The organism is Pseudomonas sp. JH-2 (assembly GCF_036231725.1).
GTDB lineage: Bacteria > Pseudomonadota > Gammaproteobacteria > Pseudomonadales > Pseudomonadaceae > Pseudomonas > Pseudomonas delhiensis.
In genome coordinates this window covers 1-12199 of the sequence record NZ_JAZAQP010000086.1, presented here as the reverse complement: position 1 = coordinate 12199, position 12199 = coordinate 1, and the positions used below count along the sequence as shown (strand labels likewise).

Below are 12199 nucleotides of genomic sequence, written 5' to 3'. Positions count from 1 at the left end.
CCCTGGGCATCTTCCCCGGCCACCTGGAATACCTTCTTCGCCAAATCCACGGCGACTGTCGTGCAAGCCGACACATCGACTGCAGACATGGGCTTCTTCGTCGTCGTATGCTTTTTCATGGCCTCACCCTCACTGTCGGCGGGTTCTTAGAATGCCACCGTGGCGCTTCGACGCCTCGGTGAGGGTGAGTCCATCCAATTACAAGGGAATGGCACGGGTGGGGCGGCGTAGGAGCGGATCTCATCCGCGAACCGCGCCGGGATGTCCGGCCATCGCGGACAAGGTCCTACGACCATGCTCGACCGTAGGGCGAATAACCGTTCGCGGTTATCCGCCGCCGGCCGGAACGCCGGTGCCCGACGGCGGCGGCGGATAACGCCGTGGGCGTTATGTGCCCTACGGGTTGCAAGGGGGCGGCGTAGGAGGGGTTGAGCGAAGCGGTACCCATCGCCATGGCCGCATGGGTTTCGCCAAGGCTCAACCCATCCTGCGAGAAGTACCTCGGCGCTGTCGGCAAGGCAGTTGCGCCTACTGGGGCGCTTGCCTCAGCCCAGGTGCTGCTTGTCCTGCTCGATGGCCTGGTCCAGGGTTTCCAGCAGTTGCCGGCGCACCTTCAGCTTGGTGTTGCGGTGCGCGGTCATGTTCAGCTTCTTCAGCTGCTGGGCGGCGGCGCGGGCGGTGTCCAGCAGTTCCTCGGGGCTCACCACCTTGTCGAGGAAGCCGGCGGCCATGGCTTCCTGCGGGGCGAACATCTCGGCGTTGATCACCGAGCGGTTGAAGGCCGACTTGCGCAGGCGGTCGCGGGCCAGCTCGATGCCCACGTGGTGCATGGTCATGCCGATGGCCACTTCGTTCAGGCCGATCTGGAAGGGGCCGTCGACGCCGATGCGGTAGTCCGCCGAGAGCAGCAGGAAGGCGCCCTTGGCCACGGCGTGGCCGGGGCAGGCGACGATGATCGGGAAGGGGTGGGCCAGCATGCGCCGGGCCAGGGTCGAGCCGGCGGCCACCAGGGCCACGGCGTTCTCCGGGCCGGAGGTCATCACCTTGAGGTCGTAGCCGCCGGAGAGGATGCCCGGCTGGCCGGTGAGGATGACCACCGCGCGGTCCTGCTCGGCACGGTCCAGCGCCTGGTTGAAGGCCTCGATCACGGCGGGGGAGATGGCATTCACCTTGCCGTTGGCGAGGGTCAGGGTGGCGACGCCGTCGTCGAGTTGATAGCTGATCAGTTCACTCATGGCAGGACATCCGGGAAAAAGGGCGTGGCGCAGAACATACTGGCGGCCACGGCGACCGTAAAGCGCTGTGTCCGACCGGCCGGTCACCGCGGTTTTGCGACGGATTTCACTCTCCGGCGGGCGAGCCGGCGAATTTGGCGGGCGGCGCATGGAGGCGCGCGGGCCGTGCTGTTAAGCTGCCAGCACCGCCGTCCGTATCAATCCGCATACAAGGAAGTCCTTCCGAATGTCGAAACTGCTCAAGTGGGGCCTGCTCGGCATCGTGGCCGTGGCGCTGATCATCAAGGTGTCGCTGTGGCTGTCCGTGCGCAGCATCGTCGACGACGCCGTGGCGCGCCTGTCGCCGATGGTGGAGATCACCTACGGCGGGATTTCCTCTTCCTTCGACGGTCGCGTCGGCCTGAAGAACGTGGAGATCCGCGTGCCGGCCGCCCGCGACAGCCTGAAGGTGGCCCATGCCCAGCTCAGGTTCAACGGCCTGCGCGAGCTGCTCAGCTTCAAGGAGCGCCTGGCCGAGGGCAAGCTGCCCAAGCAGATGGCCATGGAGCTCACCGGCGTCGAGCTGCAGGTGCACGGCCCGTTCATGCAGGCGCTGTACGAGCAGCCGGCGGAGAGCAGCGTGTTCACCGCCATGAGCGAGGTGGCCTGCGGCAACATCCGCAACATCGGCTCCGACGAGCTGCTGCAGATGGGCTACCGCACCCTGGAGTCGGACATCGAGTTCTCGTACCTGTTCGAACCCGGCGCGCAGAAGCTGACCTTCAACCTGCGCTCGGACGCCCGCGGCATGCTCGATACCCGCGTCGGCATGTCCCTGAGCAACGTCTCCGAACGCCCCGGCGACATGCGCGTGAACCCGCCGCGGGTGTCCCAGGTGACCGTCGAGCTGGACGACAACCAGTACCAGCGCAAGGTCCAGGAGTTCTGCGCCGCGCGCCTGGGCATCAAGCGCGAGGAGTACCTCAAGCAGGCCCTGGCGCAGTTCGACAAGGCCATGCGCAGCCAGCGCGTGGCGCTGGACCCGCCGCTGCTCGACGCCTACGCCCGCTACCTGGCCGACCCGCAGTCGCTGCGCCTGGAGCTCAACCCCACCGAGGGCATGACCTGGGGCGGGCTGCAGTTCTTCGAGGCCAAGGACGTGGTCGGCATGCTGCGCCCGGTGCTGCTGGTGAACCAGCAGGCGGTGAGCCCGGTCGGCTTCGCCTGGGTCGACCCGCTGAAGCAGAAGATCACCGTCGATTCGGCCGCCCACAAGATTTCAGCCGAAGAAACGGTTGAGTCGGAGAAGAGAACGCAGCAATATGGCTTCGTCAGTATCGACAGCCTTGCCCAGTACACCGGCAAGCGCCTGCAGTTCATCACCTTCGATGGTGCCTATTACCAGGGTGTACTGCACAAGGTGGAGAACGGACGAGTCTATATCACGGTCCTCATGGGGACGGGCTCGGCCGAGATGAACCTCCGCCTGAACAAGATCAATCAGGTGCGGGTCGAGTTGTGAGACCCGCAAGAGGAGAGTGCAAGTGAGTGAGTCGTTGTCCATCCATCATGATGAGTCCAGCCACCAGTTCGTCACGACGGTGGACGGTCATCGTGCCTACCTGGCCTACATGGATCTGGGCAAGCAGACGCTGGACATCTACCGCACCTTCGTGCCGGACAGCCTGCGCGGCCGGGGCATCGCCGCGGCGCTCACCGAGCACGCGCTGCAGTACGCCGAGCGCAAGGGCTACAGCGTGATTCCCTCCTGCTCCTACGTCGAGCGCTACCTGGAGCGCCACCCGCGCCACGCCGATCGCATGGCCTGAGCCGCCAGCACCAATGAAAACGCCGGGCATTGCCCGGCGTTTTTCGTTGCATCCGACTCAGCCTCGCTGGCGCTTGGGCAGCACGTCCTTGAGCTTGGCATGCATGCTGCGCACGGCCTTCTCGGTGGTCTCCCAGTCGATGCAGGCGTCGGTGATGGAGACGCCGTACTGCAGCTGGCAGAGGTCCTTCGGGATCGGCTGGCTGCCCCAGCCCAGGTGGCTTTCCACCATCAGGCCGACGATGGAGTTGTTGCCCTCGGCGATCTGGTTGGCGACGTTGTCCATCACCAGCGGCTGCAGGGCCGGGTCCTTGTTGGAGTTGGCGTGGCTACAGTCGACCATCACGTTCAGCGGCACCTTGGCCTTGGTCAGCTCCTGCTCGCACAGGGCCACGCTCACCGAGTCGTAGTTCGGCTTGCCGTTGCCGCCGCGCAGCACCACGTGGCCGTAGCGGTTGCCCTTGGTGGTGACGATGGACACGCCGCCTTCCTGGTTGATGCCCAGGAAACGGTGCGGGCTGGAGACCGACTGCAGGGCGTTGATCGCCACGGTCAGGCTGCCGTCGGTGCCGTTCTTGAAGCCGACCGCGGAGGACAGGCCGGAGGCCATCTCGCGGTGGGTCTGGGATTCGGTGGTGCGCGCGCCGATGGCCGACCAGCTGATCAGGTCCTGCAGGTACTGCGGGGAGATCGGGTCGAGCGCCTCGGTGGCGGTGGGCAGGCCCATCTCGGCCAGGTCGCGCAGCAGCTGGCGGCCGATGTGCAGGCCGTCCTGGATCTTGAAGGAGTCGTCCAGGTAGGGGTCGTTGATCAGGCCTTTCCAGCCCACGGTGGTGCGCGGCTTCTCGAAGTACACGCGCATCACCAGGAACAGGCTGTCGGCGACCTCGGCGGCCAGTACCTTGAGGCGCTCGGCGTATTCGTGGGCGGCCTTGACGTCGTGGATGGAGCAGGGGCCGATCACCACGAACAGGCGGTGGTCCTTGCCGTCGAGGATGTCGCGGACGACCTGGCGGCCATGGGCGACGGTCTGCCGGGCGGCTTCGGTCAGGGGGATTTCGCGCTTGAGCTGCTCCGGCGTGATCAGGGTCTCGTTGGAGGCAACGTTAAGGTCGTCGATCTGTAAATCAGCCATCGTGGTACTCAGTCAGGTCACGGGTGCCGGCCGCCAGGAACCCCCATGCGATGGGGCGCAGGCATGAATCTCGCTAAGGGGAAGTCGAACCTTAACGCGTCGGACGCCGGCTCGACAATGGGCAGGCACCGGGAAAATGCCCGGACGACGGGGTTTTGCGCCGTTTCAGATGGCGCAGAACAGGGGGAAGTCGGCGGCATTGCAGGCGATCCACTCCAGCGCCGTGTCCTCCAGCGGCTGCGCCTGCCCGCTTTCGCGCTCGCGCTGGCGCCGGTAGTGCTCGATCTGGCAGACCTGCTCGACCATGCGCGCGCGGAACAGGGTGTCCTCGTCGAGGAAGGCCACGCCCACCAGGTAGTCGTCGACGAGCTTGCGGCTCCAGGCCACCACCCCGGGGTAGCGCGCGGCGTCGCCCAGCAGCGGGATGCGCAGCTCGACCGCGGTGCCGCGGCGGAAACCGCGCGGGGCGTTGCAGGCGACCCCGCCGAGGCTGATATTGTACAGGCGCTGGCGCGGCAGGAAGAGCTGCCTGCGGACCACCAGCTCCACCGGTAGATCACATGGGTGACGCAGGAACTGTCGCATGACGGAAGGCTCCGACTGCAATCTTTTTGGTGTTGGCATCGAGCCAAGTATAGTGCCGTCGTTCGAACTCACCGACCTGGACGCCGATCACCGGTTGCTCGAGTTGCCCGGAGACTCGCTGCTGGTCTTCAGCGCCGAGGGCTGCGCCTCCTGCCGCTGGGCCCGCGCGCAGCTGCCGGGCATGGGGCTGCCGGTGCAGCGCCTGTGCTGGGTCGATGCCGGGCGCAACGGCGGCTTGGTCGAGCGCTACGAAGTCTTCCACCTGCCGGCGCTGTTCCTGGTGCGCAACGGGGCCTTCCATGGCCGCCTCGACGCGCCCCTGCGCGCCGGCCCCCTGGCCCAGGCCCTGCGTGCCGCGGCCCGGCGCATTCCCGAGGAGTTGCCCTGAATGACTGTTTCCCCCGTTCGCATCGGCGTGATCGGCACCGGCGCCATCGGCGGTTTCTACGGCCTGATGCTGGCCCGCGCCGGCTTCGACGTGCACTTCCTGCTGCGCAGCGAATACGCCGCGGTGGCCGGGCACGGCCTGCGCCTGAACAGCCAGGTGCATGGCGCGCTGAGCCTGGCGCCGGTGCAGGCCTACCACGACGTCGCCGAGCTGCCGCCGTGCGACTGGCTGCTGGTGGGCGCCAAGACCACCAGCAACGCCGAGCTGGCGCCGCTGATCGCCCGCGCCGCGGCGCCGGGGGCCAAGGTCCTGCTGCTGCAGAACGGCCTGGCGGTGGAGGAGGGCCTGCGCACGCTGCTGCCGGACTCGCTGCACCTGCTGGGCGGGCTCTGCTATATCTGCGTGCACCGCGCCGCCCCCGGGGTGATCGAGCACCAGGCCCTGGGCGCGGTGCACCTGGGCTACCACAGCGGGCCGGCCGCCGATGCCGCCGCCGGCCAGGCTCTGGCCGAGGAGGGCGCGGCGCTGTTCCGCGCGGCCGGGCTGGATTCCCTGGCGATGCCGGCGCTGGAGCACGCGCGCTGGCAGAAACTGGTGTGGAACATCCCCTACAACGGCCTGTCGGTGCTGCTCGACAGCGGCACCCGGGCGCTGATGGCCAATGCCGACAGCCGCGCGCTGATCGCCGCCATCATGGACGAGGTGGTGGCCGGCGCCGCCGCCTGCGGCCACGAGCTGCCGGCCGGCTACCCGGCGGCGATGCTGAGCGCGACCGAGCGCATGCCCGACTACCTGCCGAGCATGTACCACGACTTCGCCCAGCGCCGGCCGCTGGAGCTGCAGGCCATCTACGACGCGCCCCTGGCCGCGGCGGCCGCCGCCGGGGCGGCGATGCCGCGCATCGAGGCGCTGCAACGGGCGCTACGCTTCATCGACGCGCGCAACCAGGCGCGCTGATCCATCACGGGGGAACGGGCAATGGGCAAGGGGCTGGGCGACAAGCTGGTGGTGGCGATCTCCTCGCGGGCGCTGTTCGACCTCGACGAGAGCCACCGCATCTACGAATCCGAAGGCGTTGAGGCCTACCGGCAGTACCAGATCGTCCACGAGGACGAGGTGCTGCAGCCCGGCGACGCCTTCGCCCTGGTGCAGAAGCTGCTGGGCCTCAACGAGATGCTCGGCCGGCAACTGGTGGAGGTGGTGCTGGTGTCGCGCAACAGCGCCGACACCGGGCTGCGGGTGTTCAACTCCATCCAGCAGCACGGCCTGGGCATCTCCCGCGCGGCCTTCGTCGGCGGGCGCAGCCCTTACCCGTACCTGGCGGCGTTCGGTTGCCACCTGTTCCTCTCCACCCACGTCGAAGACGTACGCAGCGCCCTGGAGAACGGCTTCGCCGCGGCCACCATCCTCTCCGCCGGGGCCCGTCGCGAGACCGGCGGCGAACTGCGCTTCGCCTTCGACGGCGACGCCGTGCTGTTCTCCGACGAGGCCGAGCGGGTGTTCCAGCAGGGCGGCCTGGAGGCCTTCCAGACCCGCGAGCAGGAGTCCGCCCGCGAGCCACTGGGCGGCGGCCCGTTCAAGCCCTTCCTGGCGGCGCTGAACCGCGTGCAGCAGGCCTTCCCCCAGGAGTCCTGCCCGATCCGCACGGCCCTGGTCACCGCGCGCTCGGCGCCGGCCCACGAGCGGGTGATCCGCACCCTGCGCGAATGGGACATCCGCCTCGACGAGTCGCTGTTCCTCGGCGGCCTGGACAAGTCGGCGTTCCTCGAGGCCTTCAGCGCCGACGTATTCTTCGACGACCAGCCCGGGCACTGCGAGCGGGCCAGGGAGGTGGTCGCCACCGGCCACGTGCCCCACGGCGTGAGCAACGAGCCGCAGACGGCCAGCTAGCGCGGCCTCGGCCGCTTGCTGCTACTCTGCTCAGAGGCCCGCCGCCGAGGCAGTAGGAGGCCGCATGATCCGATCGATTCTCTACGCTACCGACCTTGGTCTCTACGCCCCGTACGTCCTCCAGCACGCCATGTCCCTCGCCCGCGCCTACGACGCCGAGATTCACGTGGTGCACGCCGTGGAGCCGATGGGGCTGTTCGCCGATTCCGTGCTGCAGACCTACCTGGATGCCGACACCCTCGCCGAGCTGCGCAACAGCGGCTTGAGCACCGTCATGGGCAATATCGAGCGGCGGGTGATGGAGGGCTTTCGCGACGAGCTCGGCGAGCTGCACGGGGAGGCGGGCATGATCCGTTCGGTGCGCGTGCTGCAGGGCGACCCGCCGCAGGTGATCCTGGACGAGGCGCAGCGCCTGCAGGTGGACCTGATAGTCGCCGGCAGCCACAGCCATGGCGAGGGCATGAACACGCCCCTGGGGCGTACTGCCGCACGGGTGGTGCAGTTGGCGGAGGTGCCGGTGTACCTGGTACCCATGCTGCAGCACCGCAGCTGAGGCGGTTGCGCGACGAACGGACGGGGCGCTCTGCCTCGCGTTTTTCCCGGCGCCCGGGGGTGGCCGGGGGCGCGCCATGGGGGGCGTAGTAGGCAAGCTCGAAAAAAACGTCTAACTTTATTCCTCAAACCATTAATATGGTTATAAAAGCAGAGCCCGGGTCGCGGGCCGCGACATCCATTTCGAGGAATCTCCATGAAGCTCCAGCAACTGCGCTATATCTGGGAAGTCGCGCACCATGACCTGAACGTTTCCGCCACTGCGCAGAGCCTGTACACCTCGCAGCCGGGCATCAGCAAGCAGATCCGCCTGCTGGAGGACGAGCTGGGCGTGGAAGTCTTCGCCCGCAGCGGCAAGCACCTGACCCGCGTCACCCCGGCCGGCGAGCGCATCATCAACACCGCCGGCGAGATCCTGCGCAAGGTCGAGAGCATCAAGCAGATCGCCCAGGAATTCTCCAACGAGAAGAAGGGCACCCTGTCCATCGCCACCACCCACACCCAGGCGCGTTACGCGCTGCCGGGCGTGATCAGCGGCTTCATCAAGCAGTACCCGGACGTGTCCCTGCACATGCACCAGGGCACGCCCATGCAGATCGCCGAGATGGCCGCCGACGGCACCGTCGACTTCGCCATCGCCACCGAGGCCCTGGAGCTGTTCGGCGACCTCATCATGATGCCCTGCTACCGCTGGAACCGCTGCGTGATCGTGCCCCAGGGCCACCCGCTGACCAAGGTGCCGAAGCTGACCCTGGAACTGCTCGCCGAGCAGCCCATCGTCACCTACGTGTTCGGCTTCACCGGCCGCTCCAAGCTGGACGAGGCCTTCAACCAGCGCGGCCTGGTGCCCAAGGTGGTGTTCACCGCGGCCGACGCCGACGTGATCAAGACCTACGTGCGCCTGGGCCTGGGCGTGGGCATCGTGGCCCACATGGCGGTGGACCCGAAGCTGGACAGCGACCTGGTGATGCTCGATGCCAGCCACCTGTTCGAGTCCAGCGTGACCAAGATCGGCTTCCGCCGCGGCACCTTCCTGCGCGGCTTCATGTGCGACTTCATCGAGAAGTTCGCCCCGCACCTGACCCGCGAGCTGCTGGCCAAGGCCGTGCAGTGCCACAACAAGGCCGAGCTGGACGAGCTGTTCGAAGGCATCGAACTGCCGGTCTACTGAGGCGACGCCACCCCGCGACGCCCGGCTTCGGCCGGGCGTTTTCGTGCAGGCCCCAGGCAGGAGCGTAGGGCGGATAACCGTTCGCGGTCATCCGCCGCTCGACCCACGCCATTCCCATGTAGGAGCGCGCCCTGCGCGCGAATCGCAGGCAGGGCCTGTTCCTGCAGTTCGCCATGAGGCATGGCATTCCACCTGTAGGAGCGGACTCTGTCCGCGATGCGGCGGATAACGCCATAGGCGTTATGCGCCCTACGTTCGTGCGAATGACGAGAGGCCAGGCTCACGAGCGAAGCCATGCCGATCGCCAGATGCATTCAGTGACGCAGCCAGCCCCGGCTGATGGCCGGTGCCAGTGCGCGGCGGTACAGCGCCTCGGCCCGGGCTGTGAGTACGCTGCCGTGGCGTTGCCAGAGCAACCAGACCAGGCTGTTGCTCACCGCCGCCACGGCCAGCGCGCCGAGCATGTCCAGCGGGTAGTGGATGCCCAGGCAGACCCGCGCGTAGCCCACCGCCAGCCCGACGGCGCCGATCAGCGCGCCGGGCAGCCAGACGTCGTCGAACAGCAGGCTGAGGGCGCAGGCGGCGAAGAGGGTCAGGTGGTCGCTGGGGAAGGAGGCGTTGGCGGCGTGGGCCAGCCAGGCGTGCCCCAGGCCGATGGCGAAGGGCCGCGGGTGCGGCCAGAGCAGCCCGATCAGCAGGCTGAGGGCCAGCGCCAGCACGGCCACCCCCAGGGCCCGTAGCAGTTGGCTGCGCAGGCGCTGGTCGCCCCGGCACCACAGGGCCAGCAGCGCCAGCGGCAGCAGGTAGAGCGGCACCGTGGCGGCGAAGCGGGCGATCTCGATCAGCCAGGCCGGCGTCTGCGCGGTGGCGTTGATGGCGAGGAACGACTGGCGGTTGAGCGCCTCCAGCAGGCTGATGCCGGGGGCGGGGAGCAGTGGGTCGGGCATGTTCGATTCTTGGAGTAGGGCACGCTGGGCCACGATAGGCATCGCTGCCTGAAGGCGGGCTTAAGAGGGGATGAAGAGGGTGGGCTCAGAGGCGGTCGAGGTCGTCGCGCCGGGCCAGCTCGGCCAGCACTTCGGGCGAATCCTGCGGGGCCGGGCCGCGGCCTTCGAGGATCTCGTGGAGGAAGCTCATGAACACGGTGAACACCTGCTCGCGGCCGTCGTCGTGGCGCACCACGAAGAAGGGCGCGCTGTCCACGCCGTACTGGGCGGCGACCATCCAGCCGGCGCTGCCCGGGTTGCGTTCGTCGGCCACCAGCACGCGGTCGATGCGCGGCAGGTAGCCGCCGTTCTCCAGGCGCTGCTGCACGTCCTTGCACTTGCCGCAGTCCTCGCCGTCGGCCAGGACCTTCTTGACCATGGTGATGCGCATGGGGCTTTCCTCTCGCGGTAGGGGCAGGGCCTACCTTAAGCGCTGGAGCGCCGGCGGAAAACCCGCCGGCGACGGCCTCAGCCCTTGGTGATCAGGTTGCCGGCGTGCAGGCCGCATTCCTTCTGGGTGGCTTCTTCCCACCACCAGCGGCCTTCGCGCTCGTGCTGGTTGGGCAGCACCGGGCGGGTGCAGGGCTCGCAGCCGATGCTGATGAAGCCGCGCTCGTGCAGGCTGTTGTAGGGGATCTCCAGCATGCGGATGTAGGCCCAGACTTCCTCGCTGCTCATGTTGGCCAGCGGGTTGAACTTGTACAGCGGCTTTTCCGGGGTGGAGAAGGCGCCGTCCACCTCGACCACCGCCACCTGGCTGCGGGTGCCCGGGCTCTGGTCCTTGCGCTGGCCGGTGGCCCAGGCGCTGACGGTGGCGAGCTTGCGCTTGAGCGGCTCGATCTTGCGGATGCCGCAGCACTCGCCGTGGCCGTCCTTGTAGAAGCTGAACAGGCCCTTTTCCTTGACGAAGGGCTCCAGCAGGCGCGGATCGGGGGTCATGACCTCGATGGCGATGCCGTAGTGCTCGCGCACCTGCTCGATGAAGCGGTAGGTCTCCGGGTGCAGGCGGCCGGTGTCCAGGCTGAACACCTTGACGTTCTTGTTGATCTTCCAGGCCATGTCCAGCAGCACCACGTCCTCGGCGCCGCTGAAGGAGATCCACAGGTCGTCGCCGAAGTGCTCGAAGGCGAACTTGAGGACGTCCTGGGGGGACTTGCTGGCATAGGTCGCGGCGATTTCGGCGACGTCGAACGGATGACTCATCAGGCGGTTTTCCACTTGTACTTGCGCGGTGCGCTATAAGACTGCCGATCTTAACAAAGGCAGGGATATGCCCCTAAATAACCATCAGGAAGGTCGACTGTATTCTTTGAGTATAAGCACCGCGTTGCGCCGGCCCGGACGAGCCGCTAGAGTGCCGCCTTCTGTCCAAACCTGCGGGGAATCGTTCGTGGAAATCGCCTGTCTCGACCTGGAAGGGGTACTGGTCCCGGAAATCTGGATCGCCTTCGCTGAAAAAACCGGTATCGAAGCGCTCAAGGCGACTACCCGCGATATCCCCGACTACGACGTGCTGATGCAGCAGCGCCTGCGCATCCTCGACGAGCACGGCCTGAAGCTGGCCGACATCCAGGAAGTGATCGCCACCCTCAAGCCCCTGGAAGGCGCGGTGGAGTTCGTGAACTGGCTGCGCGAGCGCTTCCAGGTGGTGATCCTCTCCGACACCTTCTACGAGTTCTCCCAGCCGCTGATGCGCCAGCTGGGCTTCCCGACCCTGCTGTGCCACAAGCTGGTCACCGACGAGACCGACCGCGTGGTCGGCTACCAGCTGCGCCAGAAGGACCCCAAGCGCCAGTCGGTGATCGCCCTCAAGAGCCTGTACTACCGCGTGATCGCCGCCGGCGACTCGTACAACGACACTACCATGCTCAGCGAAGCCCACGCCGGCATCCTGTTCCATGCGCCGGAGAACGTGATCCGCGAGTTCCCGCAGTTCCCGGCGGTGCACACCTACGAGGACCTGAAGCAGGAATTCCTCAAGGCGTCCAACCGCCAGCTCTGCCTGTAATGCCGGCGGGCCCATGGCCCGCGGTTCGAGGAAGAACGCCGTTTCCCGTCATGGGAAACGGCGTTTTTTGTTGGTTTCAGGAAAACACGGGCGGGCTTGTCGACCTGTGCCGAGGCGCCCTTCGTAGGATGGGTGTGGGGCCGAGGTATTGGTGTTCCGGCCAGCGGCGGATAACCGCGAACGGTTATGCGCCCTACGAACTCGCCGGCTGACGCCGCATTGTCCGCCCACTCCGAACGGCCCCCTCTCCCTTCAGGGAGAGGGTTGGGGAGAGGGCGCTCTTACACCCAACGCCGTAGCCGCCGGGAAATCCTGTTCGCGAGCAAGCTCGCTCCTACAGGTATGGCGTCCCCGCCGATCACACCCGGAACTGCCCCATCAACCCCTGCTGGTGGTTGGCCAGGTCGTTCAGCGACTGGCTGATCTGCGCCGATTCCTGGGC

15 protein-coding genes are annotated in these 12199 nt (G+C 67.2%); 8 read left to right on the top strand and 7 right to left on the bottom strand.

The genetic code is table 11. The annotated features are described in order from the left end of the window. Positions 1-545: 545 nt before the first annotated feature. A complete protein-coding gene (locus VV867_RS30335) occupies positions 546-1235 on the bottom strand; it encodes a crotonase/enoyl-CoA hydratase family protein (RefSeq protein ID WP_328568384.1) in 690 nt (229 codons plus the stop codon). A 226-nt stretch (positions 1236-1461) separates the two neighbouring features. Here VV867_RS30335 and VV867_RS30330 point away from each other — a divergent pair, with 226 nt between their 5' ends. Further along, positions 1462-2736 (top strand): hypothetical protein, encoded by a 1275-nt coding sequence (locus tag VV867_RS30330; protein WP_109937095.1) that lies wholly within the window; start codon positions 1462-1464, stop codon positions 2734-2736. A 22-nt stretch (positions 2737-2758) separates the two neighbouring features. After that, a complete protein-coding gene (locus VV867_RS30325) occupies positions 2759-3043 on the top strand; it encodes a GNAT family N-acetyltransferase (RefSeq protein WP_009623398.1) in 285 nt (94 codons plus the stop codon). 57 nt (positions 3044-3100) lie between these two features. On the opposite strand, the gene VV867_RS30320 is transcribed toward VV867_RS30325, so the two are convergent. Both VV867_RS30320 and VV867_RS30315 read right to left on the bottom strand, forming a co-directional pair. Then, on the bottom strand, positions 3101-4177 hold the full coding sequence (locus tag VV867_RS30320) for a 3-deoxy-7-phosphoheptulonate synthase (RefSeq protein ID WP_109937096.1): 1077 nt from the start codon (positions 4175-4177) through the stop codon (positions 3101-3103). A 165-nt stretch (positions 4178-4342) separates the two neighbouring features. Continuing rightward, positions 4343-4762 (bottom strand): PilZ domain-containing protein, encoded by a 420-nt coding sequence (locus tag VV867_RS30315; protein ID WP_275626948.1) that lies wholly within the window; start codon positions 4760-4762, stop codon positions 4343-4345. Here VV867_RS30315 and VV867_RS30310 point away from each other — a divergent pair. From VV867_RS30310 to cysB, 5 genes are all read left to right on the top strand, one after another. Then, on the top strand, positions 4761-5150 hold the full coding sequence (locus VV867_RS30310) for a thioredoxin (RefSeq protein ID WP_109937098.1): 390 nt from the start codon (positions 4761-4763) through the stop codon (positions 5148-5150). The genes VV867_RS30315 and VV867_RS30310 overlap by 2 nt on opposite strands. Beyond that, positions 5151-6107 (top strand): putative 2-dehydropantoate 2-reductase, encoded by a 957-nt coding sequence (locus tag VV867_RS30305; RefSeq protein WP_328568383.1) that lies wholly within the window; start codon positions 5151-5153, stop codon positions 6105-6107. 21 nt (positions 6108-6128) lie between these two features. Beyond that, on the top strand, positions 6129-7040 hold the full coding sequence (locus VV867_RS30300; RefSeq protein ID WP_275626946.1) for a 5'-nucleotidase: 912 nt from the start codon (positions 6129-6131) through the stop codon (positions 7038-7040). Between the two features lie 64 nt (positions 7041-7104). Then, positions 7105-7593 (top strand): universal stress protein, encoded by a 489-nt coding sequence (locus VV867_RS30295; RefSeq protein ID WP_328568382.1) that lies wholly within the window; start codon positions 7105-7107, stop codon positions 7591-7593. A gap of 195 nt (positions 7594-7788) precedes the next feature. Beyond that, positions 7789-8763: an HTH-type transcriptional regulator CysB gene (cysB, locus tag VV867_RS30290; protein ID WP_074980682.1), complete on the top strand. Its 975-nt coding sequence runs from the start codon at positions 7789-7791 to the stop codon at positions 8761-8763. A gap of 314 nt (positions 8764-9077) precedes the next feature. On the opposite strand, the gene VV867_RS30285 is transcribed toward cysB, so the two are convergent. The 3 genes from VV867_RS30285 to VV867_RS30275 all read right to left on the bottom strand — a co-directional run bounded on the left by VV867_RS30285 (position 9078) and on the right by VV867_RS30275 (position 10952). After that, positions 9078-9710, bottom strand: coding sequence for a phosphatase PAP2 family protein (locus VV867_RS30285; RefSeq protein WP_275626945.1), 633 nt, complete (start codon positions 9708-9710; stop codon positions 9078-9080). Positions 9711-9795: 85 nt separating this feature from the next. After that, complete coding sequence (locus tag VV867_RS30280) at positions 9796-10140, bottom strand: hypothetical protein (RefSeq protein WP_109932157.1); 345 nt, start codon at positions 10138-10140, stop codon at positions 9796-9798. A 77-nt stretch (positions 10141-10217) separates the two neighbouring features. After that, positions 10218-10952 (bottom strand): phosphoadenylyl-sulfate reductase, encoded by a 735-nt coding sequence (locus VV867_RS30275; RefSeq protein WP_109932155.1) that lies wholly within the window; start codon positions 10950-10952, stop codon positions 10218-10220. 187 nt (positions 10953-11139) lie between these two features. Here VV867_RS30275 and thrH point away from each other — a divergent pair, with 187 nt between their 5' ends. Beyond that, the gene (gene thrH / locus VV867_RS30270) at positions 11140-11757 is read left to right on the top strand and encodes a bifunctional phosphoserine phosphatase/homoserine phosphotransferase ThrH (RefSeq protein WP_109932153.1); all 618 of its coding nucleotides are present in this window, start codon (positions 11140-11142) and stop codon (positions 11755-11757) included. 358 nt (positions 11758-12115) lie between these two features. Here the strand turns inward: thrH and VV867_RS31270 are convergent. Next, positions 12116-12199 (bottom strand): hypothetical protein (locus tag VV867_RS31270; RefSeq protein WP_442965033.1); only part of this gene is annotated, 84 nt, incomplete at its 5' end.

Excerpts from the sequence above, each read along its gene's own strand:
- VV867_RS30335 (WP_328568384.1), bottom strand. The coding sequence starts at position 1,235 with ATGAGTGAACTGATCAGCTATCAACTCGACGACGGCGTCGCCACCCTG.
- VV867_RS30300 (WP_275626946.1), top strand. The coding sequence starts at position 6,129 with ATGGGCAAGGGGCTGGGCGACAAGCTGGTGGTGGCGATCTCCTCGCGG.
- cysB (WP_074980682.1), top strand. The coding sequence starts at position 7,789 with ATGAAGCTCCAGCAACTGCGCTATATCTGGGAAGTCGCGCACCATGAC.
- VV867_RS30320 (WP_109937096.1), bottom strand. The coding sequence starts at position 4,177 with ATGGCTGATTTACAGATCGACGACCTTAACGTTGCCTCCAACGAGACC.
- VV867_RS30295 (WP_328568382.1), top strand. The coding sequence starts at position 7,105 with ATGATCCGATCGATTCTCTACGCTACCGACCTTGGTCTCTACGCCCCG.
- VV867_RS30315 (WP_275626948.1), bottom strand. The coding sequence starts at position 4,762 with ATGCGACAGTTCCTGCGTCACCCATGTGATCTACCGGTGGAGCTGGTG.
- VV867_RS30305 (WP_328568383.1), top strand. The coding sequence starts at position 5,151 with ATGACTGTTTCCCCCGTTCGCATCGGCGTGATCGGCACCGGCGCCATC.
- VV867_RS30310 (WP_109937098.1), top strand. The coding sequence starts at position 4,761 with ATGACGGAAGGCTCCGACTGCAATCTTTTTGGTGTTGGCATCGAGCCA.
- VV867_RS30285 (WP_275626945.1), bottom strand. The coding sequence starts at position 9,710 with ATGCCCGACCCACTGCTCCCCGCCCCCGGCATCAGCCTGCTGGAGGCG.
- VV867_RS30330 (WP_109937095.1), top strand. The coding sequence starts at position 1,462 with ATGTCGAAACTGCTCAAGTGGGGCCTGCTCGGCATCGTGGCCGTGGCG.
- VV867_RS30275 (WP_109932155.1), bottom strand. The coding sequence starts at position 10,952 with ATGAGTCATCCGTTCGACGTCGCCGAAATCGCCGCGACCTATGCCAGC.
- VV867_RS30280 (WP_109932157.1), bottom strand. The coding sequence starts at position 10,140 with ATGCGCATCACCATGGTCAAGAAGGTCCTGGCCGACGGCGAGGACTGC.